17 protein-coding genes are annotated in these 21,093 nt (G+C 40.6%); 5 read left to right on the forward strand and 12 right to left on the reverse strand.

Features of this window, described 5'->3' with window-relative positions:
* Window positions 1-21: 21 nt before the first annotated feature.
* The 8 genes from J4E76_RS16010 to J4E76_RS16045 all read right to left on the reverse strand — a co-directional run bounded on the left by J4E76_RS16010 (window position 22) and on the right by J4E76_RS16045 (window position 6,850).
* A complete protein-coding gene (locus J4E76_RS16010; RefSeq protein ID WP_208505794.1) occupies window positions 22-735 on the reverse strand; it encodes a fatty acid desaturase in 714 nt (237 codons plus the stop codon).
* 15 nt (window positions 736-750) lie between these two features.
* Window positions 751-1,596, reverse strand: a complete 846-nt coding sequence (locus J4E76_RS16015) for a 4-hydroxy-3-methylbut-2-enyl diphosphate reductase (RefSeq protein ID WP_208505795.1) — start codon at window positions 1,594-1,596, stop codon at window positions 751-753.
* An 85-nt stretch (window positions 1,597-1,681) separates the two neighbouring features.
* Window positions 1,682-2,518 carry a phytoene/squalene synthase family protein gene (locus tag J4E76_RS16020; RefSeq protein WP_208505796.1) on the reverse strand — a complete coding sequence of 279 codons (837 nt, stop codon included), beginning with the start codon at window positions 2,516-2,518 and terminating at the stop codon, window positions 1,682-1,684.
* Between the two features lie 30 nt (window positions 2,519-2,548).
* Window positions 2,549-4,024, reverse strand: a complete 1,476-nt coding sequence (locus J4E76_RS16025; protein WP_208505797.1) for an NAD(P)/FAD-dependent oxidoreductase — start codon at window positions 4,022-4,024, stop codon at window positions 2,549-2,551.
* 16 nt (window positions 4,025-4,040) lie between these two features.
* Window positions 4,041-4,547 carry an RNA polymerase sigma factor gene (locus J4E76_RS16030; RefSeq protein ID WP_208505798.1) on the reverse strand — a complete coding sequence of 169 codons (507 nt, stop codon included), beginning with the start codon at window positions 4,545-4,547 and terminating at the stop codon, window positions 4,041-4,043.
* Window positions 4,548-4,795: 248 nt separating this feature from the next.
* Window positions 4,796-5,698, reverse strand: a complete 903-nt coding sequence (locus J4E76_RS16035) for a MerR family transcriptional regulator (protein ID WP_208505799.1) — start codon at window positions 5,696-5,698, stop codon at window positions 4,796-4,798.
* Window positions 5,699-5,700: 2 nt separating this feature from the next.
* Window positions 5,701-6,153, reverse strand: coding sequence for a sterol desaturase family protein (locus J4E76_RS16040; protein ID WP_208505800.1), 453 nt, complete (start codon window positions 6,151-6,153; stop codon window positions 5,701-5,703).
* A 46-nt stretch (window positions 6,154-6,199) separates the two neighbouring features.
* On the reverse strand, window positions 6,200-6,850 hold the full coding sequence (locus tag J4E76_RS16045) for a carotenoid biosynthesis protein (RefSeq protein WP_208505801.1): 651 nt from the start codon (window positions 6,848-6,850) through the stop codon (window positions 6,200-6,202).
* Between the two features lie 71 nt (window positions 6,851-6,921).
* Here J4E76_RS16045 and J4E76_RS16050 point away from each other — a divergent pair, with 71 nt between their 5' ends.
* Window positions 6,922-7,224 (forward strand): DUF4286 family protein, encoded by a 303-nt coding sequence (locus tag J4E76_RS16050; protein ID WP_208505802.1) that lies wholly within the window; start codon window positions 6,922-6,924, stop codon window positions 7,222-7,224.
* Here the strand turns inward: J4E76_RS16050 and J4E76_RS16055 are convergent.
* From J4E76_RS16055 to serS, 3 genes are all read right to left on the reverse strand, one after another.
* The gene (locus J4E76_RS16055) at window positions 7,212-7,682 is read right to left on the reverse strand and encodes a GNAT family N-acetyltransferase (protein WP_208505803.1); all 471 of its coding nucleotides are present in this window, start codon (window positions 7,680-7,682) and stop codon (window positions 7,212-7,214) included. The two genes, J4E76_RS16050 and J4E76_RS16055, sit on opposite strands and share 13 nt — an antisense overlap.
* 78 nt (window positions 7,683-7,760) lie before the next feature.
* The gene (locus tag J4E76_RS16060; protein WP_208505804.1) at window positions 7,761-10,178 is read right to left on the reverse strand and encodes a gliding motility-associated C-terminal domain-containing protein; all 2,418 of its coding nucleotides are present in this window, start codon (window positions 10,176-10,178) and stop codon (window positions 7,761-7,763) included.
* A 59-nt stretch (window positions 10,179-10,237) separates the two neighbouring features.
* Window positions 10,238-11,512 carry a serine--tRNA ligase gene (gene serS, locus J4E76_RS16065; protein WP_208505805.1) on the reverse strand — a complete coding sequence of 425 codons (1,275 nt, stop codon included), beginning with the start codon at window positions 11,510-11,512 and terminating at the stop codon, window positions 10,238-10,240.
* Window positions 11,513-11,759: 247 nt separating this feature from the next.
* Here serS and rho point away from each other — a divergent pair, with 247 nt between their 5' ends.
* From rho to J4E76_RS16085, 4 genes are all read left to right on the forward strand, one after another.
* A complete protein-coding gene (rho, locus tag J4E76_RS16070) occupies window positions 11,760-13,349 on the forward strand; it encodes a transcription termination factor Rho (protein WP_208505806.1) in 1,590 nt (529 codons plus the stop codon).
* Between the two features lie 296 nt (window positions 13,350-13,645).
* Complete coding sequence (locus J4E76_RS16075; RefSeq protein ID WP_208505807.1) at window positions 13,646-16,474, forward strand: AraC family transcriptional regulator; 2,829 nt, start codon at window positions 13,646-13,648, stop codon at window positions 16,472-16,474.
* Between the two features lie 115 nt (window positions 16,475-16,589).
* Window positions 16,590-19,490 (forward strand): helix-turn-helix domain-containing protein, encoded by a 2,901-nt coding sequence (locus tag J4E76_RS16080; protein ID WP_208505808.1) that lies wholly within the window; start codon window positions 16,590-16,592, stop codon window positions 19,488-19,490.
* 169 nt (window positions 19,491-19,659) lie between these two features.
* Entirely contained in the window at window positions 19,660-20,100 is a 441-nt protein-coding gene (locus J4E76_RS16085; protein WP_208505809.1) for a hypothetical protein, read from the forward strand.
* A gap of 518 nt (window positions 20,101-20,618) precedes the next feature.
* Here J4E76_RS16085 and J4E76_RS16090 read toward each other — a convergent pair.
* Complete coding sequence (locus J4E76_RS16090) at window positions 20,619-21,086, reverse strand: hypothetical protein (RefSeq protein WP_208505810.1); 468 nt, start codon at window positions 21,084-21,086, stop codon at window positions 20,619-20,621.
* Window positions 21,087-21,093: the final 7 nt, after the last annotated feature.

Consider the following 21,093-nt stretch of genomic DNA (forward strand, 5'->3'; position numbering starts at 1 on the left):
CTCATATCGAGATGACTTTTTTTATGCCTTGAAAGCGTAAGTCTTTTCGTTGAACTCCTCTTTAGTTTTATAAAGCTGCCACCAAGGTGTGCCAGGTGAAGCATGATGTTCATAGTGATAACCAAAGAAGTAACAGGTCAAAAATGCCCATAGATGATTAAGTTTTTGGCTACGCGATTTATGTATGTTTTCCGCCTTGTGGCTGCCTCTGTGAGGAAGGTATGTCCCAAAATAGAACAATTGAAAAGTGGCCAAAACACCCGGTAGCATCCAGATCAAAATCAGATTCTCTACAGGTAGGAATAGTTTTAGGACGTTAAAAGTAATCGCCATTAAGACAATTTGTTGCCAAGTGATGTACTGCTTCAGAAAACTGAAATACCAGGGGAAGAAGCTCCCTTTATGGTAGTCAGGGTCTTTATCCGTAGCTACAAACTTGTGGTGCTCATGATGCTTTGGAAAAAGCCTACCGTAGAAATTATAAGAGAACAGTAAAGCTGTTACCTGCCCCAGCGTCTTGTTCACGATCTTGTTCTTAGATACAGTCCCATGCATAGCGTCATGTGCTGTGATGAAAAGGCCGGTATACAAATGGGTTTGTATTAGTATTAAGATGTAGAGTAGTGGTGATCGGTAGTCAATGGTCCACTGGAGGCCAAATACTAGACATGTAAACCATAGTGCAATGATAGCCAATGCAATGATTACCCCAAGATGTGGCTTCGACTTACTCACACTCGAATTTACGGATTAAAGCTTTTCAAGGTGGCATTTAATATCCTCCATAAGCCACATTGGAGTGGAGGTTGCACCACAGATGCCCACGCTTTCGTTCATTCCGAACCATTCAGCCTTGACATCTTGAATCGAGGAAACGAAATACGTACGTTCATTTTGCTCTTTGCAGACTTTATAGAGCACTTTGCCATTGGATGATTTGGTGCCACTGACAAAGACAATCACATCGAAATTGGTCGCGAAATTTCTCAACTCCTTATCACGATTAGAGACTTGGCGGCAAATGGTATCATTCGTTTTCACCGAGATTCCATTCTCACGAAGAACCTCATTAATCTCATAGAATTTATCAGTACTCTTGGTCGTCTGGCTATAGAGGGTTATTTCCCTAGGTAACTCTTCCAAGTCGAGTTCCTCTAAATCTTGAAATACCACGGCATTATTGCTGGTTTGGCCCAAGAGACCTACTACCTCAGCATGACCATGCTTGCCGTAGATGTATATAGTTTCTTCTTTGTCGTATGAGTTTTTGATTCTATTCTGAAGCTTCAGAACCACAGGGCAGGAGGCATCAATAAGTTCAATATTATTTTCAAGCGCTAATTGATAAGTGCTTGGCGGCTCGCCATGGGCACGAATAAGGATTTTGCTATCTCTAATGTCCTTAAGTCGTTCGTGATTGATAATTTCTAAGCCTTGCTCCTCGAGTCTTTTTACCTCTTCGTCATTGTGAACTATGTCACCCAGACAGTATAATTGACCATCTTCCTTTAGAATATCTTCGGCCATTTCAATGGCGTAAACCACTCCAAAGCAGAAGCCAGAATTGATGTCGATATCAACGTTGAGGTTGAACATAAAGAAATAACATTGAGAAGGGAATTATGTTTGCATTCCTTCACGATTTCTAAGCTAAATACGAGTTGAAGCGGTCCTTTGGATTTTAGCCAGTTTTGAGTGCCTGCTGAAAATAGGTCTCTAGGAGTATGCTCATCTTTCTGGAATTTGGAATTCTGATGCGTTGCTCTTTGATTTTGGCCGAAGGACAATTCTTTATCTTCTTGAAGAGTTTGAGGTAGTATTTATAAGCGAGTAATACCCCTGTTTGTGCTCCTTTTGGTAATTTTTTTATGCCGATAAGTGCGTCATCAAAGTCCTTTTGAATATCGGCTTCAATGATTTCCTTGCTCTGCTGCGAAAAACTCTCAAAGTCTACACCAGGGAAGTACACCCTACCTCGATCTTCAAAATCACTTTTGATATCTCGAATAAAATTGACTTTCTGAAATGCCGAACCTAGGCTCTTGGCAGGCGGTAATAAGTCTTCATACATCGCTGTGTCTCCTTCACAAAATACCTGAAGACACATTAGTCCAACTACTTCTGCAGAGCCATAGATATACTCCTCATAGCCCGCTTTGTCATATGTGGTTTCATCCAAATCCATTTCCATACTGTGCAGAAATGCCTCAATCAGTGCATGATCAAGCTTATACTTATTAACCACCATTTGAAAAGAATGAAGAACGGGATTTAGACTTATTCCTTCCTCAATCGCTTGATAGGTGTCTTTTTTGAAGCGAGCTAGTAACTCAGCCTTGTCATGACTGTGAAAAGTGTCTACAATTTCATCGGCATAGCGAACAAAGCCATAGATGGCATAAATAGGGTAATGGAATTTCTTGCCGAGTGTTTTGATGCCCAAGGTAAATGAAGTGCTGTATAGCTGTGTAATAAGCTTACTGCACTCAAGGGTCGTTTGGTCAAATAATTCCATCATTTAAAAGTAACTAATAAAAGGTGTTCTGGTTTAAATCATGTCTTTCGCGATCTCATCAGCCACAACGATTCCAGAAATTAAACTTGGTGGTACACCGGGTCCTGGAACTGTCAACTGACCAGTGTAGTAGAGGTTTTTGAGCTTCTTTGACTTCATAGAAGGCTTTAAAATGGCTGTTTGGGTCAATGTGTTTGCAAGGCCATAGGCATTTCCCTTGAAAGAATTATAATCCTTTATAAAGTCCCTGTGGGCGAAACTTCTCTTGTATATGATATGCTCACTAATGGATTGCCCAGTATGCTCTTCCATTCTTTTGACAATCATATCGAAATACTTTTCTCGTATCTCTTCTGTTTCTTCCAAACCAGGAGCCACAGGAATAAGTAGAAATAGGTTTTCGCAGCCTTTCGGAGCAACAGTATCATCTGTCTTAGAGGTCAACGATGCATAGAATAGTGGTTTTTCTGGCCACTTCGGATTGGTGTAAATGTCATGTGCGTGAGGCGCAAAATCCGTGTCAAAGAATAAGTTATGATGTAAGAGGCCATCAAGTTCCCTGTCGAGTCCCACATAGTACAACAGCGAAGATGGGGCCATAACCCGCTTGTCCCAATAGTCGTCTGAGTAGTTGCGGGTTTCATTATCTAAGAGCTTAGTCTCAACGTGATGATAATCTGCACCAGCAATGATTACATCTGCAACAATCTCTCCATGATTTGTGGTAACAGAAGAGGCTTTACCGTTTTTATGATTGATCTTTGTGACTTCATGATCGGTAAGTAAGCTTACACCGAGCTCTTCTGCCAGAGCGCCTATTGCTTCCACGACTTTGTGCATTCCTCCTTTGGGATACCAAGTGCCGAGAGACATGTCTGCATAATTCATTAGACTGTATAAGGCAGGTGTATTCTCTGGAAGAGCCCCTAGAAAAAGTACAGGGAACTCCATCAACTGAATCAACTTTGGATGTTTAAAGAACTTGCGAACGTGCTTGCTCATGGATTGGAAGACATCCATTCGAACTACATCGACAAGCAGCTTTAAGCTGGCAAATTCAGTCAGCGATCTCCCAGGTTTATAGACGAGTTTATTGATGCCAACTTCATACTTATAGGCTGCCTGTTTGAGGAAGGCACGAAGCTGAAGACCAGCCCCGGGTTCAATTGATTCGAAGAGTGACTCAAGCTCCGACATTTTTGCTGGGATGGGCATGAAATCACCTCCTTCATAAATCACTTGATAGCTTGGGTCTAGCCTGATGAGCTCGTAATAGTCTGTCACCGACTTGCCGAACTTGTTGAAAAAGGATTCGAATACATCGGGCATCCAATACCAACTTGGCCCCATATCAAAAGAAAAGCCCGACTCACTAAAGTGTCGAGCTCTACCTCCAATGGTATTGTTTTTCTCTAGAACAGTAACGTCAAAATTCTTTGATGCCAGATTAATGGCTGCAGATAGTCCTGCAAAACCTGAACCTATAACTAGCGCCTTTTTCTTGTGCATGAGGGCTAAACTAGCCTTAGGCTCTATATGTTCGTAGCTTTTCTTTTAATTGTTTTCTGGCAATGTGAATTCTATTCTTTACAGTGCCGATTGGGATCTCTAACCTATCTGCAATTTCATGATATTTGAAGCCTCTGAAGTACATCATAAAAGGAGTTTTGTAAACATCCTCTAATCTGTCAATTGCTTGATTAATGTCTTTAAGAGCAAAATTGCCTCCCGCTCTGTTTTCTATGCGAGTATCACTAGAGTTTATGAAGTGAAGATTGTCGGTGGTATCAATGAAAGTACCTCTTCTCACCATTCTTTGGTAATTAGTGATGAAGGTGTTTTTCATGATTGTATAAAGCCAAGCCTTTAGATTCGTTCCTTCAGAAAACTTGTCTCTATTATTATATGCCTTCATCAATGTTTCTTGAAGAAGGTCATTAGCATCGTCAGTGTCCTTTGTAAGCTTCATGGCAAAGGGCTTTAATGACTTTGTCATCTGAGATAATGAGTAACTGAATTCTAAAGTGGTCATGTTTTAGAGATTTTTGTTAAACAAATATTGAGAAAGATTAAACAAAAAACAAATTCGTTTGTGTAATTATTTTGATCTAACGTTAAACAAAAATGAATGTTTCACTAGAAATACCTCTTTCTTGATTCAAAAATAGGTATATGGCTTAGACAAAGGAAAATGTTAATGAGTGTCTGAAGAGTGAAAAAGGAAGGCTTGTTTCAACTGTGTTGAAAAGTGTTTAACAAAATTGTAAAGTTAAGTTTACACTAGCGCCCTATAGGTTCGGACACGTTGTCCTCAATAAATGAGATCAAATGATTAGGGTTGGCGATTTGGACGATGTTGTCGTTCAGCTCTAAGTCCTGGCCTATAATCTGACTCCCAGAAACCAAGATTTTAGATTCGGGGAATTTTTCAGACAGGTTGTTGATATAGTCTTTAGGAGAGGTATTAGAATCTCGAGAGGTAATAATTGTCAACAAGTAATCCGGTTTGTATAACTCATAGGCAACGTTAAGATCATGAAACGGCATGTTCTGGCCCAGGTAAATACTTTTACTATCTCTTGCCCTTACTAAGAAATTTGCAAACAAGAGGCTAAGTTCGTGTAGCTCGTTCTCAGGTAAGAACATCATATACTTTTTAGCATTTACATCAATAGAAGGGTATTGGCCATCTATAGCTACTATCAGCTTTTGCCTAATGAGATGAGATATAAAGTGCTCTTGTGCGGGATTGATTGAATCCGTCATCCACATGATACCTATCTTAGATAAGAAAGGGTATACGATATTCAGCATGGTCCTTTCGAAGCCATGTTTTAGGGTATTTGAGGAAATGATCTTTTCGAAGCGTTGTTCGTCCAGGTCAATCATTGACAATGTAAGGGCATAGATTTGATCGGCATGACTAGTCGTCTTATCCGTTACCATTAAAACCGCTTCAGTCATCTCTTCACGAGACATACTGGCTATCTTAGAAATTTTGTAATTGTTGTCCTTTAATAGAGATACATTGAGCACCAGCTTTAAATCATCCTGATCATAATAGCGGATATTGGTGTCTGTACGTTTAGGATTGATAAGGTTATAGCGCTGCTCCCAAATACGCAATGTGTGCGCTTTGATGCCTGACAGGTGTTCTAAGTCTTTTATTGAATATTTTGCCACGCTTATATCTTTTCTCCTTCGTCCTTAAAGTATCTTTTTGGTATAAAAAACAACCCAAAAGAAACAGCGTCATCTTTTTCCATTGTTCGATGATGCTCTCTATGTGCCTTAGTTATGGCCTTTAAATATTTTGATTTGGGACGACCAAGCCATTTAAGTCTTTTGTGGATTAGAACATCATGAAGAATGAAGTACAACATTCCATAAAGACTGATCCCACAACCAATCCAAAAACGATAATCAAAACTTTCGACTCCTAGGAATATCAAGACAATGGCCGAACCTCCAAAGAGCAAAGTGAACAGGTCATTCAGTTCAAAATAGCCTTTTGTATGTTCATGATGTGATTTATGAATTTTCCATAACACACCGTGCATAACATATTTATGCACCCACCAAGAAAAAGCCTCCATTATTCCAAAACCCAAAAGGGTCCATGCAATTGCTTCTATCATTGTTCTGCTCCCTAACTCTGTGTGGTTAAGATTGTTTGAGGAATTTTCAAATAAAATTTAAAATCAAGAAAAAGCCTGCTTGTATATATAAAAGCCTAATAGCCAGTGAATTGTTTGAATCTGGCAATAGCCTATTGAATAATAGATGGAGTGCGGCACTAATTAAAAACCATGCACCATAATTCTGAAGCGGTATACTTACAGTTTCCCATGACCAAAAGTCATAGGATATTGCCACTGGCTCAATTAGTAAATCCAGGATTGTCATCATTAATGCGCCCATCACGATCCTCAAAGGGAGACTTTCAAATAGTTTTTTGGATTGTAGTCCAGTACAATAGATAAGTATAACCCAATTGAGCCCAATCGCTAAAGGCACATCTAGAAATTTAATACCTAGTGTACCTCCGTAGTTATATTCACCAAAAATCATTCCGGTACTCACTCCCAGAACCTCTACAAAGAAGCCAACAAGGAATGTAATGGTAATGAACAACCCGTAACGTGCATTCTTGGCTTTCTCAAAGTGTAATACTATGGCTGCAGTGGCGAGCAGGTTGAAAGGTGTCAATAGTTGAAATAGCTCTCTGGTTTCAGGCAAAGCTAAACCAATTACCCCTGCAGTATGCATGGCCAACATGAGACGGAAGGCGTTCTTTTGGTTGACAAAAGGAAGCGCATCTATTTTATCGAGCATAGCCTTCAAAACTTGGTCGATTCGTAAATGTTTGAATTCATATCCCTTAGCTTTGCCACAAATATATTGTGATGATTCTTTATAACGTAACAGTTGCTATAGATAAGAAAGTTGAGACCGAGTGGATCGCCTGGATGAAGCAGGTTCATATTCCAGAAGTGATGGACACGAACCAATTTGAGGAGTTTAAATTCTTTAAAGTGCTCAATACGGAAGATCCGGAATCTTCATCTTACAGTATTCAATACTTTGCCGCTGATATGAAGAACATTCAAATGTATATGGCTGCTTTTGCCCCAGAGCTACAGCAAAAGGCTTTGCTGAAGTTTCCTAATCAAATGGCTGCCTTTAGAACATTGCTTCAGTCTGTCTGATAGTTCTGAATTTGTTCCTCAGAAAGAGTACAGTTAATCCATTCTCCGTCTAGATCAGCACCAAGTTTTTTGTAAAAGTTAATTGCTGGTTCATTCCAGTCCAGCACTTGCCATCTCACCTGTTTTGAATTGGTGTCTTTTGCTTCCATGACAATCGCGTCAAGTAAAAGCTTCCCATAACCCTTTCCTCTTGCCGACTCTTTTACTACCAAATCTTCGAGGTAAATGGCCTTACCCTTCCAAGTAGAATAGCGGTAGTAGAAAATGGCTGTGCCCAGAATTTCTTGGTCTAATTCTGCCACGAAGAATTCGAAAACAGGTTTTTCACCAAAGCCATCGACAAGCATTCGTTCTACTGAGTTATTGACCTCCTCAGGTGCTTTTTCATAGATGGCCAATTCCATGATCAGGTCATATATGGCTTCCAAATCTGAGGGAGTTCCTTTTCTAATATTCATCTGAACACAATTTTGAGCTAAGTTAACCTCTTCTGCTTAAGTCAGAGGGGCACAACGATTATCATTTTGGCTGTTTTCTTATCTGATCAGCCGAATGACACCTTTTGATTGACCTGGGAGGAGTTTTCCGTTAGCTTCAACAGTCCATACTGCGATGTAACTGTACTTGCCAGGTGGTAATGGCTGGCCATTGAGCTGACCATTCCACTGTTCTTGAGCATTCTGAGTAGAAAAGATCACTTCACCCCAACTATTGTAGACCTCCATATTGAATTCAATTTGGCAAGGTGTGGTGGGGCCAAAGGTGTCGTTCATATTGTCCCCATTGGGACTGAATGCTGTGGGGAAATTGACTTTTGGAATGGCTTCATCGACACTTTGTGACGCACTTACTGTGCAGCCGTTCGCATCTGTAACCACAAGTCGATAAGTGCCTTTTGAAAAACCTGTAGCCAGCGCTGTAGCCTCAGAACTGCTTTGCCAAGCATAAGAATATGGAAGGACACCACCTGTGACAAATGCTTCTATTGTACCGTCATCGCCTTCAGGGCAAGAAACCAAAGTGGAGATGACATCGGTAATAACGAGTTGTTCCGGTTCATTGATCGTGAAGTCCAAAGTCAACACGCAATTGTTCTCATCGTATACATCGACTGAAAAGTCACCTCTGGGAATATTCGTCAGAATGGCTTGATTGGCCGAGGGATTAAAACTCCAAACATAACGATAGGCTCCTGTGCCACCTGTTATCATGGCTTCGGCCATACCGGTTGCCTCACCAAAGCACAAAACATCTTGAACATTAATAGAGCCCATCAAAGGTTGAGGCTCGGTAATTGTGAAGGGTATATTGACTACGCAGCCAGCGCTCGTAATGTCGACAGAGTAGGTTCCAGCTTTCAAGTCACTAACCGAATTGTCGATAACGGTAGCCGTATTATCCACATTCCATTGGTAAGAAAAGGGGGCGAGTCCTGTAATGGCAGAGATGCTAATGCTTCCATCTGACCCTTCGAAGCACTTGACGTTTTCAATATCAAAGGTGGGAATAACCTGCTCTCTTAAATCAATGGTGAGTAAAGGTGAATCACCATCACAGATGTCCGTGGCAGTTGTGGTTGACTCCGTGAAATAGAGTTGGCCAGTACCAGGGCCATCCCATAGTACGGTAATTTCATTTGTACCATTGCCACCCATTATTGTACCATTAGTAATGTGCCAATTGTAATTAGAGCCCGGGGTCGAAGGGGTGTTATATGTTTGCAGGTTCATCAAGTCCATAAAGCAGACGGCATCTGGTCCTAATGGCAGTGGAGGTTCCAATTTGACATTGACCTTGACCGGTAGGTCGAAAACCTTTTCACAAATCACGGCAGATTTGACTTTCAAAGAAACGCTGGCATTCGCATTGGTTGGTCCCCAATTGACTAGCAGCGTTGAAGTACCCTGACCACTGTCAATTGTTCCACCGACAACGGTCCATTCATAAGTATAGCCAAAGAGGTCGGGAGCTGTATAAGTAACCCCCATAAGATTAGGACAGACTGATGTGGTACCCACAACCTCAAGGTTTTGAGATAGGTCCAAAGTAGTAGTGCCAGTGATGGAAGAGAATACATCCGGGTCGCCTGATTGTCCCCCGTATTCTACTATGTAACCTGTTGGAGCATATTGGCCTCCGCCACCTTCATCTCGAAGATCGTTCCATTTTCCGGGAGGAGTTGACCAGTCCATCATATGGGCGAAATGCTCGGGGCCGAGATTATTAGGCTCGTCATTTTCCCAGTTGGTAAAGCCATCAGATAGAAGTCGTCCCTCACCATTGTTTTGTAATGCTTCAGGGCCAGTCACCCACCTCCAAACACCTTCGACCGCTGCATCACTTGCCCCAATCCACGCTGTGCCGCTCACACGGTCGAGTATAAACTGATTTTCGCCCGTTGTGGTAATTGTAGCCAGATATCCGTTTAGACCGAATAGGTTCTTATTGGCTGCTTCCGTAGCTGCAGCCGTCCATAGAATTCCGGGGTCGGAAAAGAATTTATAGAAATGACCCGTTTCTGGATAATAATCTAGGTTAGAAAGAGATATAGTGATGGCCCTTATACCCGTTGAATTATCGGTTGCGCTTGTGGTAAATGTTGCCCTGGTCAAAGCAAGGTTGTAGGTGTCCAAATCGGCACTTCCAGATAGCGTTAAAATTCCATTGGCACTGTCGAAGACGCCAGTTATTCCATCTGCATCGGTATATGATAGCTGATCTGTTGTAGCATCATAACTTTGAGAAATGGCTATTTGAATACCATCTAATAGGTCGGTGCCCGTTCCATCAATAGTGACAATATTGTTTAGAGAAAGTGGTTGTGACGCCTCAAAGCAAAATTTGTCTTCTGCTTTTACAATCGGAATGGTTTGCGCAGATAGCCCCTCTGTCATAAACAATAGGCATATGACCGAAATAAGGATTACCTCAAGAAATGGCGCGCGTCTAGCCAATCTATGTGGGAATTGAATTTGTCCGATACCTATAAAGGTATCATCATTATTTTGTAGGCCTAATCAATAAGATCAAAGCCAGTATATGGAATCAATACCTCAGGTATTTTAATGCCTCCTTCAGTTTGATTGTTTTCCAAAATTGCCGCCATAATTCTCGGTAATGCTAAAGCACTACCATTCAAAGTATGAAGCAAAACAGACTTCTTGTTTTCATCCTTGTATCGCAACTTCAATCTGTTGGCCTGGAAAGTTTCGAAATTTGAAACAGAACTCACCTCTAGCCATTTCTCTTGTGCAGCTGAGTACACCTCATAGTCGAAGGTAAGTACAGAGGTAAAGCCTAGGTCTCCGCTACACAGTCTGAGTTTTCTGAAGGGAAGTTCAAGCTTTGTCAAAATGCGAGAAACGTGATCACACATTTCTTGTAGTGCGTCATAAGACTCTTCAGGCTTTCTGATTTGAACTATTTCAACCTTGTCAAATTGATGCAGTCTATTGAGGCCTCTTACATGGGCACCCCAGCTACCTGCTTCTCTCCTAAAACATGGTGTAAAGCCAGCATGCCTTACGGGCAGTGCATCTTCCGTTAAAATGACGTCTCTATAAAGGTTAGTAATGGGTACCTCGGCCGTAGGAATCAGATACATGTTCTCTGATCCAATATGATACATCTGGCCTTCCTTATCAGGCAATTGGCCGGTGCCATAACCTGAGGCTTCGTTCACAACGATTGGAGGTTGTACTTCAGCATAGCCTGCCGCAACAGCTTCATCTAGGAAGAAGTTAACCAAAGCTCTTTGTAAACGAGCCCCCTTACCTTTATATACCGGGAAGCCAGCCCCCGTAATCTTTATACCCAGCTCGAAGTCGATGATGTCATACTTTTTGATCAAGTCCCAATGAGGCTGGGCATTGTCAGCGAGTTGCGGAAAATCTCCCACACGCTCAATCTCTTCATTGTCTTCGTCAGTTTTACCAACTGGAACTGAATCATGCGGAATGTTGGGAATGTTGTAGAGGGCTTGTTTAAGCCTTTCTTGAAAATCATTCAGTTGCTCACCTAAAGACTTATTGAGCGTTTTGAGCTCTGCAGTGCGAGACTTTACCACTTCGGCCTCACCGCGCTTCCCTTCTTTCATCAATGCGCCAATTTGTTTTGAAATGCTATTGGCTTCCGAAAGGTTAGTATCTAATTGTTGTTGTGTCTTCTTTCTGTCATCATCAAGAGCGATTACCTCGTTCAATAATGCCTCAGCATCGGCAATACCCCTTTTTTCGAGTCCTTTGATGAATCTTTCCTTTTCGGCAATGATGTTGGCTACTTGTAGCATTTTACTTGTGGATTTGAGGCGACAAATTAAGTGAATTCCATTCAATATTATGTTGAAAAACGGGTTATAACCTCGGATAGCGCATAAAAATAGACGGCATTCTTTGACAGTTTGGATTGTTTAGTCTAATATTGTGCAGTCCTAAGATGATGGGATGCATGTCCAACGTTCATCTCGAGCAACTATCACTAAATTATAATTCATTTTTATAATCCTCCTAAATGAGGATTCCAACCCAATTATTTATATGTACACCATTGACGAATTGAAGCTCATGCTTCTTTCTGAGCTAAAAGAAATAGCTGAGAAAATGGGGGTAAAAAATTTCAAAAAGCTGAACAAGCAAGATATCATCTATGCTATCCTAGATCAGCAAGCCATCACCCCAGAAGATAAACTACCCACAAAAACCGAAGAACCTAACGAAGCAGAAGCATCAGAAACTACTGATAAGAAACCTGCTAAAACAGAAAAGCCTAAGCGTAGGCCAAAAAGAGAAAATGTAACAGATGCTCCTGCTGAAGAAAAGAAAGAGGAAGTAGCTGAAGCAAAAGAATCAGAAGAAAAACCTGAAAGACCACCGCGTAAGGATAACAAATCCGAGAAACGTGAGCCAAGGCAAGATAGAGAGCCTAGACAAGATAAAGAGGGCGGAGAAGAAAGAAAAGAGAGAGATCAGAGAAGAAACAAGCGCCAGGAGTATAACCAGAACATCAAGGATTTTGATGGACTGATTGAAAGCGAAGGTGTATTAGAAATGATGCAAGATGGCTACGGCTTCTTGAGATCTTCTGACTACAACTACCTAGCAAGCCCTGATGACATATATGTTTCTCCATCTCAAATCAAACTATTTGGTTTGAAAACTGGAGATACTGTTAAAGGTCAGATCAGGCCTCCGAAAGAAGGAGAAAAGTACTTTGCCCTTCTAAGAGTTGCGTCTGTAAATGGCAAGACTACTGAAGAAATTAGAGATAGAGTTCCTTTTGAATACTTAACGCCACTCTTCCCTGAAGAGATGATCAAGTTGAGTACTAAGCCAAGCATGATGTCTACTAGAATTCTAGACATGTTTGCACCAATTGGTAAGGGTCAAAGAGGTATGATCGTAGCCCAGCCTAAGACTGGTAAGACGGTTCTTTTGAAAGAGATTGCCAATGCTATCGCAGAAAATCACCCTGAGTGTTATTTGATCATATTATTGATTGATGAACGTCCGGAAGAAGTTACTGACATGGCAAGAAGCGTAAAAGCAGAAGTCATTTCTTCAACTTTCGATGAGCAGGCCGATCGTCACGTGAAGGTTTCGAACATCGTTCTAGAGAAAGCAAAGCGTATGGTGGAATGTGGTCATGATGTTGTGATCCTTCTTGATTCGATTACGAGACTAGCTAGAGCATATAACACTGTGGTACCTTCATCAGGAAAGATCCTTTCAGGTGGTGTAGATGCAAATGCACTACATAAACCTAAGCGTTTCTTCGGTGCGGCACGTAACGTAGAGAATGGAGGTTCACTTTCAATCATTGCTACTGCCTTGATCGAAACTGGTTCTAAAATGGACGAAGTTATCTTCGAAGAATTTAAAGGAACGGGTAACATGGAACTTCAGTTGGATAGAAAACTATCTAACAAGCGTGTTTATCCTGCTATTGATGTACCTGCTTCTGGTACACGTAGAGAAGATCTATTAATGAGCAAAGAAGAACTTCAGCGTGTTTGGATACTCCGCAAGTTCATGAGTGATATGAACTCTGTTGAAGCAATGGAATTCCTACTGGACAGAATGAAAGGTACTCGTAGTAATGATGAGTTCTTGATTTCCATGAATAAATAAAAGATTCTAACAATAGGGAAGGCCTGTTTGAGATATCAAACAGGCCTTTTTGTTTTTGGACATAGCGTAAAGAATAGAAAATGGGTAGGTCATACTGACCCAAATAATTTGTTGATGAGTTTATTCTACAATCAATTTTTCGTAGTTTATATCAGTCTTTTTGTTGTTTAGATTCTGACTGAGCCCCAAAAATTACTTTACTGACTTTGGGAGAATCGATGAATGATGAGCTTATGTAATTAATGATTCTTGAGAATCTTTTGATTCCTACGAGATGATCAATTCAATCAACGCTTATGATAGATCGCCTACTTCTCTATTTCATTCTTGTTTTAATAGTTATACCTAGCGCTCATGGGCAGGAAGAACCTAGCACCGCTCTTGATGTTGTGATTGCTTATGAAAACAATGAGCATTGGCAACTGCTGGATGAGCTAAAACTGAGGGCAGATAGGGCCAAACAAAACAGCCTTGCAGAATGTAAAATCAACGGTCAAATAGTATTAATCTATGGCCTCATTGAAAACAAAGATTCATCACAACATTACCTGGATAAGGTAGAGGCCTTTTGGACAAACAATCAGGTTGATTCTGAGTCATCTGACCTCTATGGTCAGCAATTTTTGTCTAAGTTTTATCATTCCAGAAACAGGGTTTATCTGGATAGTGCTGACATTTATTTAAAGAATAGTGCTGACATCAATTATGTCAAGTACCAGCAATATCGTTTGTCGCCAGCGTCAAGAAACAATGGCGAATATACTGGCCTGACTTTCAACCAAATTGTCTTTAACCCTGATGTTCCTGAAGCAATCAAGGGGATGGCGGTAACTACTCATATGGGTGCACTCTTTAGATCCAATCGATTAGATAGCATGGTTTCTATGATTAACGATCTGGATAGATCTCAGTACACTCTGTTTAGACAAAACTTCATTTACTATGGGTCAATTTTGGCATACCTGGATCTTTATGACTTAGGAGCGGCCGAAAAGAGGTCACTTGAGTTCAAAGAATTTTTAAGTACTCATTCCTTAGATACTGTACCGAAATTTTTCACGCGTTATAACTCCGTAAAACGTGCGATTTTCAAACAAGTGGATATGCTAGATTCTGTACTAGTTTATCAGTTCGAACACATCGCCTATTTAAAGGAAGACACTACAAGAATACAATCAATAGCTGTTTCATTAACCGATATGGCCAATGTGCAAAAAGAGTTGGAGGAATATGAGAATGCAGAAAAGTTCTACTATGAGTCCATGAGTTATTTACCAGAAGGGTTGTATTTGTATGACAAAGCTGAGAACCTCTACGGTTTGGCTCTCGTCTGGTTTGAACAACATGAACTTACTGATGATCAGGCCGAAAAGCGAACCTTACTCAATAAGGTAAGGTCGGTTATGGAACAGCACAATGAGATCTCACTTACTTTGGACTCTCCACTACAACTGCTGAAAAGCAAGCTCATTGAGGCTAGATATCTCACGCTCAATTCTAGGTATAGGTTGGCTGAGAATGAACTAAAGGGCATACTTTCAACAGCAGAGTCTCAAGCGATTGCATTTCCTCTTGCATGGGGAACATACTTTCTTGCTGATTTATATTATAGAACTGAACGCTATCAATTGGCGAGTGAGACGGCCATTAAGGCACTGTCCTATGGTTGGAATACTAAGAATACTATTTTGATTCAGAAGCTGGTCATTAATTCTAACACTGGACTTGGCAAGAGAGCAGTAGTACAGGCTTATCTAGATTCTATCATATCACTAAAAGATGAGCAGAAAAGAGTCCAGACTGACATATTAATAGCAGGATATGAGATCAAGAATCAGCTCGATGAGCAGTTATTGGCCAACGAAAATTTGCAGATAGTCCAGAGCGCAAAGGATAGGGCATTAAGCCAGCAACGGCTTTTGTTAACCATCAGTTTGGTTGGTATCATCTTGATCCTACTTTTCTTACTAAGGACAAGACTTCTGAATAAAAAGAATAGAGAACTCTTAGAGGTGTTGAGACTGGAAAGTCAAGAATTGTCAGCCACCAACAATGAATTGGAAGGGAGTGTCAATGAGTTGGTATCCATGCAAGCCGACCATAACAAACTCACTGATCAACTTTCGGTGCATATTCAGAAGATACTCAAAGCTATTAAAGGCTTGGGTAGCTTTATTCCAGAGTTGGGAAAGTTAAATACAGAACAATCCAAATATTACAATCGACTCGTTGAGCTCACTTTGCAAGAAGAAGCATCAATAGGCTCATTGATGTCTGTCGGAACAATACTAGGCAACAGGGCAATTGACATAAGGCGTGTCTCTATTCTCAGTGTACTTGATACAGTCAAGAAAAACATGGCTAGTAGCCTTGACTTAAATGATGTCAGACTAAATGTCAAAATAGATGATGGCTTGGTTTTCTTAGCTGACCAATACTTGGTCGAACTACTCTTTACCTCATTGATAGAGCATGGTTTTGAGCAGCAGATTAAAAATAACAAGATCAATATAGGGGTGGACGCTGAAGATGGCTTAGTTGTAAAGGTTGACTTTGATGGTACACCAGTGGAGTCAGATATCATCAGCCACTGGCTGGACTACAACCCAAGAAGTGAAAGAAGCTATCTAACAAAAGCCTTACAAATTAAAGACTTGATGGATGGTGACCTGCAGTATTTGTGTGTCGGAGAAACTCACAAAATCTCCGTAAGCCTCAACCTAATAGAGTTGAAGTCTTCTCAGACCAAAAGTAGTGAACTCGAACCGGTCGAAATTGATGCGGTCTATGATCAAGTGATCGAGTTTCTGGTGAATCAAAATGGCCTTTCTAATCCGGACCTAAATCTGGCAGTACTCTCGGAAACTATTGGTGTTTCAAGGCGGAAAGTGTCGTATGTCATTAATACTAGGGAGAAGACAAACTTTAGTAAGCTACTTGCCAGATTAAGAGTTGATCAGGTGATTAAGAAACTCGATAATGGAGACTATAAACGTCTTAACATTGCGGGCATTGGCTATGAGGCAGGCTTTAATTCAAAGTCCACATTTTTCTCCTCGTTCAAAGAGTTTGTGGGGTGTACTCCGGGGGAATATGTCTCTTCTTTGGAGAAAAAAGCTTCCTGATGAAGTGTTGGAAATGAACCGACCTTAAAGACTCTTCCAAACCATTCGGACTAAAAAGGATCTTTCGTATATTTGATCTGGCTGGCATAATTATTATAAAAATCATTATAATATTATGCGCTTTCGTTTCCCTTCCAGAATCCATAACGTTTTCGATTCATTAGGCTGCTTTAGGGTTGAGTGTGTCAAAACGCTTCGCTTAAAAGCTAAACTAATAGTCCTTTGCTTTATCGGTATAAATGGTTCGCTATTCGGTCAGGATGTTCCAAAAAACATACTGGACACCTATAGGATACGAGCTAATAACCAGTCAGAGGATGCGATTGAAGGAATTCTAACATCAATGGAGAATGCTTCTGACTCAGATTTAGTAGCGCACTACTCAATCTACCTAAGTATCTTTTATAACCATATTGATGATACTACAAATGCAAGAAAGTACTTTCTGAGCGCTCGGGAATACTGGGGTGAGGCTGAAGTAAATGAGGCGAATCAAGACTACTTTGGTCAGCACCTATTGGGCTATTATGAGCTTAACAGAACGAAAATAGAGGTTCTGGACAGTGCGGCCAAATACATTCAGAATACACATGACCTACAGTATATCGAAGCTTTTAAGTGGGGTATGATTAGCCCATTTCGCCAACCTGAATCCTATAGTGAGACTTTAGAATCCCTCTTAACAAGTCAACCTCCAATTCCCGATGTTTTAAAGGGTAGAGTGCTACTGTTGCATATGTTCACTTTGGTTAGACTGGATTTATTAGATAGCGTACTATCGACTCAGAGCCAGCTGAAAGCGATGGAAATGACTTTGAGTGATCGCTTAAATTCCACTTATGTGGCAGTTGTTGCTCAGCTTGATTTGAACAAAATCAGCGAGGCCAAAAAATCAATCAATGACACAAGGGAATTCCTTGCTTCAAATAACCTCTTGGACAATGACGACTTTGTCAGGTTCTACTATACATCACAAGAGTCATATTACAGAGCAATTGCGCAATACGATTCAGCGATAACTTACAATTTGAGGCTGAAGGAAATATTTGCCAGACAGAAACAAATACAGCCCTTGGCAATGCTCAAACAGAACCTTGCGGACTACTATAGATATCAGGAGAAGTACGTTTTGGCAGAACAGTATTATATGGAAGCCATGGAAATGCTGGATAGAGAAAGGTTCAAAAACGACATCATCAGAATAATGACAAGTCTTAATAAGACCTGGTTAGAGGCTTCGGAGCTTGCTTCTGATCCTTCGGAGAAGCAGGGTTTGTTGGCTAAAGTCAGAGACTTGTTGTTAGAAGAGGAGCGGATCTTGCTGTCGTCCAACCTACCCCTCCTTGCCATCGACTATGATGCCATAAAAGCGAGGTTTTTAACCTTGACAGGACAATATAGGACGGCAGAAAACCTATTAAATGGTGCGATCGCTTCTTCAAATTCTGAAGGATATTACAATGGAAGATGGTGGGCCAGTATATATCTAGCGGAGCTCTATATTTTGCAAAACAAATTCGATGGGTCCATAGCACTTGCCTCGGGACTTCTAACTGATGAAGTCAATACTACTGATAGGATTAAGATACATCAGCTCTTGATGCGTGCACACATAGGAAATGGCGACACGGAAGAGGCCCTTAAGGAGTTCGATCTCATTTCCGAAAACATAAGGGCCGAGGACGATCAACGAGCGCTCAATCTGCTGGCTGAATATGAAGTGATGAGAGATCTGGAGAGGGAGAAAATAATTAATGAGAGTCTGGAAGCTCAGCAATTGGCCAATTCAAAATTGATTATTAGGCAGCGTATTATTATCGGGATTATTGTCTTCAGTATCTTGATAATAGGCTTCTTCTTAGTGAGACTCCAGTTCCTTAGAAAGAGAAATTTTAGGCTTTTTGGCAAGCTGACTAAGGAGCGAGAAGAGCTGCAGTTGACTAATTCAGAATTAAGCGAAAGTGAAGCTAGTTTGAAAACTGCGCAACTCTCTCAAAATGTTATTCTCGGACAGCTCACGGTTCACCTCAATAAGATGTTCAATAGCCTGAAAGTGCTCAGAAATTTTATTCCCGAGGCGGGTAAGCTGAATAGCGAACAACTTAAATATTTTGAACGCCTTACTGAATTGATAGAGGAGGAACGTTCATCTATTGATCAAATGATTTCTCTGAATTCGATTCTTGATGATCATGATATTGACATCAGAAGAGTTTCGATTAATGATGTTGTAATAGATGTCAAAAAGAACATGGATAGTAGCCTAAGACTCTATGAATCGAAGTTAGAGGTTAATATGAAAGAGGACTTACTTTTTTTGGCCGATCGGAAGCTGGTCGAGCTTGTATTTATCTCGCTCATTGAGCATGGCCGAAAGAACTTGGTAAAAAAGACGCTCTCAATCGATGTCAATGCCAACGATGGGTTAAGAATTGAATTTCAGTTTGAAGGCTCATCAGTAGAGGATGAAACCATAAGAGAATGGATAAAGCCTAAACCCGGAGCTTTTAAGAGTTATTTGCTAAAACTTGTTGAGTTGAAAGACTTGATGGATGGCGACCTTCAATACCTGACCATAGGAACTTTGCATAAGATTTCCGTCAGGCTAAATCTCATTGAGTTAAGTTCTGGTTCGAATAAGAGTCCTGTCCTTGAGCCACTTGAAATCGACTCAGTATATGATCGAATAGTGAGGTATTTGGTGGATGACAATCGCTTGGCAGACTCCGACTTGAATTTGGCTTCTCTGGCAGAAAACCTTGGTATTCCAAAGCGAAAAATTTCTTTTGTTATCAATACGCGTGAGAGAACCAATTTTAGCAAATTCTTGGCGCGGTTGAGAATCAATCAAGTCATTAACAAACTTGACAACGGTGATCATAGGCACCTCAATATTGCGGGTATAGGCTATGAAGCGGGCTTCAATTCAAAGTCTACTTTCTTCGCATCGTTTAAAGAGTTTGTGGGTTGCACCCCTGGGGAATATATAATTTCGATCGACCAGAAAGCTTCTTAGGAGTGCGACTTTATTCTTTTTGCCAAATCCGTACTACAATACACTTTCTAGGACGATCTGTGAAATCAGTATGCACTACATTAATTGAGCGATGGCGTTTTGAGTGGGTCCTTATTTTGTGACCCTTGAAATCTCACCTAAATAATATAAGCAACGCAATACTTAGCCCATGGATTCAAGATTTAATGGCATTCTAGAGCAGGTTTTTATAGAACAGGCAATCGATAAGCTTGAGGAGATGAAGTACAAGCTAGGTTCGGATACTTGTGATTCCGTTTGGCAAATTGAAGTATTATCTAACCTAATAGATCAATTCTACACCACTAATGTTGGTTCGAGATTCAATCACATTCTTAATCAAAGGCTGGATCAATTCTGGTTGGATCACTCTCATCTGTTGAAAAATGATATTCTTCTTTGCGGATCAATTGTTTCTCTCAATAACGATGATGATCAAGTTTTGACCTTTTTAAATGTAAGGGAAGAAGAGCTGTCTGAATACAAAAGTGTTGTTTCCGAGAAGTTAGAACTCAAGAAAGATCAGGACCTGTATGCTTATTTAAGCAATTACTTCGATCGCCCAATGAAGGTGGTTCGTTTGAGACCCTAGTTTTTGTATAACACAGTACGAATTTGGGTATTCATCCCAAATTCGAACCATGGAATTTTTTATCGCACTCCTATGCCGAGTGATTTTGTCTACTTCGATTATCGAGATCAGACGGATTACGATTTTAAGCTTGGTTGGAGAATAGGCAGTCGAAATAAGTGATTTGATGTTTAGGTCATTTTCGAGAATCTCTGAGGAGAGACTTCTGTTTGCCAACCCTCCAACCAGCTTAGGAATGATCGACTGTTAGATACAATCTTTTACAGTAGTCAATATAGTAGTGTCGATACTTGGACAACGATCATTCCTTGATTTACAGGATGCTTAGTCTTGAATTGACTCATGAGATTTCATGGGGCAAGTGAGGGGCAATTATTACTTTCCGCCAGCCAATTAATTATTGCCTGATCCCTTGGAGTTTGGATTATTTCCAAACCTCAAATCGCTAGGCTCCTGTAAATTTTTAATTCCCTTCAAAAACCCCACAACTTCATTAATCATATCAATAAATAGCACCCTTAGTTAAAACTAGATTGAGGAGTATTAAGACTAATCTTGCGATTAGGTGATGCGTTCTGATGTAGGCTGACTGAAGTTTCTTGTGAAGCAGGTCTCACTTTTTGACTATAGAAATCTTCAATTTGTTGCGCGTCTACGCCTATGAGTCCGACATTCAACCCAGCTTTGCTGAGCACAATCATTTTATCCAAACTACCAACCAGTTGATTTTGGTCAAGCTTATTCAATCCCCAGATCGGGAGTATCTCTAGGTTCAGACTTTTATTGATTTTATGACGATGAGCCGTCAGTTCAAGCCGGCTTCCAAAGGGTACTCTTTTTAATTTGTAATCGAGCACCGTATTCAATTGTAGGCGTATGCTTGAGGTATAACCTAGTAACTTGAAGAGTACTGCCCATGGCTTCTTTACGCTATAGATCCAAGTACAGCCGTCATTCTCGAACTCATAATACTTAACAAAACTCATTATCCGA

This window comes from Roseivirga sp. E12 (genome assembly GCF_017592825.1).
In the GTDB taxonomy this organism is placed as follows: Bacteria; Bacteroidota; Bacteroidia; order Cytophagales; family Cyclobacteriaceae; genus Roseivirga.

What these genes read in the sequence shown, in the direction of transcription:
- J4E76_RS16015 (WP_208505795.1), bottom strand. Translation starts at nt 1,596, where the DNA reads ATGTTCAACCTCAACGTTGATATCGACATCAATTCTGGCTTCTGCTTT.
- J4E76_RS16030 (WP_208505798.1), bottom strand. Translation starts at nt 4,547, where the DNA reads ATGACCACTTTAGAATTCAGTTACTCATTATCTCAGATGACAAAGTCA.
- J4E76_RS16040 (WP_208505800.1), bottom strand. Translation starts at nt 6,153, where the DNA reads ATGATAGAAGCAATTGCATGGACCCTTTTGGGTTTTGGAATAATGGAG.
- J4E76_RS16025 (WP_208505797.1), bottom strand. Translation starts at nt 4,024, where the DNA reads ATGCACAAGAAAAAGGCGCTAGTTATAGGTTCAGGTTTTGCAGGACTA.
- J4E76_RS16045 (WP_208505801.1), bottom strand. Translation starts at nt 6,850, where the DNA reads ATGCTCGATAAAATAGATGCGCTTCCTTTTGTCAACCAAAAGAACGCC.
- J4E76_RS16020 (WP_208505796.1), bottom strand. Translation starts at nt 2,518, where the DNA reads ATGATGGAATTATTTGACCAAACGACCCTTGAGTGCAGTAAGCTTATT.
- J4E76_RS16050 (WP_208505802.1), top strand. Translation starts at nt 6,922, where the DNA reads ATGATTCTTTATAACGTAACAGTTGCTATAGATAAGAAAGTTGAGACC.
- J4E76_RS16080 (WP_208505808.1), top strand. Translation starts at nt 16,590, where the DNA reads ATGCGCTTTCGTTTCCCTTCCAGAATCCATAACGTTTTCGATTCATTA.
- J4E76_RS16075 (WP_208505807.1), top strand. Translation starts at nt 13,646, where the DNA reads ATGATAGATCGCCTACTTCTCTATTTCATTCTTGTTTTAATAGTTATA.
- J4E76_RS16085 (WP_208505809.1), top strand. Translation starts at nt 19,660, where the DNA reads ATGGATTCAAGATTTAATGGCATTCTAGAGCAGGTTTTTATAGAACAG.
- J4E76_RS16090 (WP_208505810.1), bottom strand. Translation starts at nt 21,086, where the DNA reads ATGAGTTTTGTTAAGTATTATGAGTTCGAGAATGACGGCTGTACTTGG.
- serS (WP_208505805.1), bottom strand. Translation starts at nt 11,512, where the DNA reads ATGCTACAAGTAGCCAACATCATTGCCGAAAAGGAAAGATTCATCAAA.
- J4E76_RS16055 (WP_208505803.1), bottom strand. Translation starts at nt 7,682, where the DNA reads ATGAATATTAGAAAAGGAACTCCCTCAGATTTGGAAGCCATATATGAC.
- rho (WP_208505806.1), top strand. Translation starts at nt 11,760, where the DNA reads ATGTACACCATTGACGAATTGAAGCTCATGCTTCTTTCTGAGCTAAAA.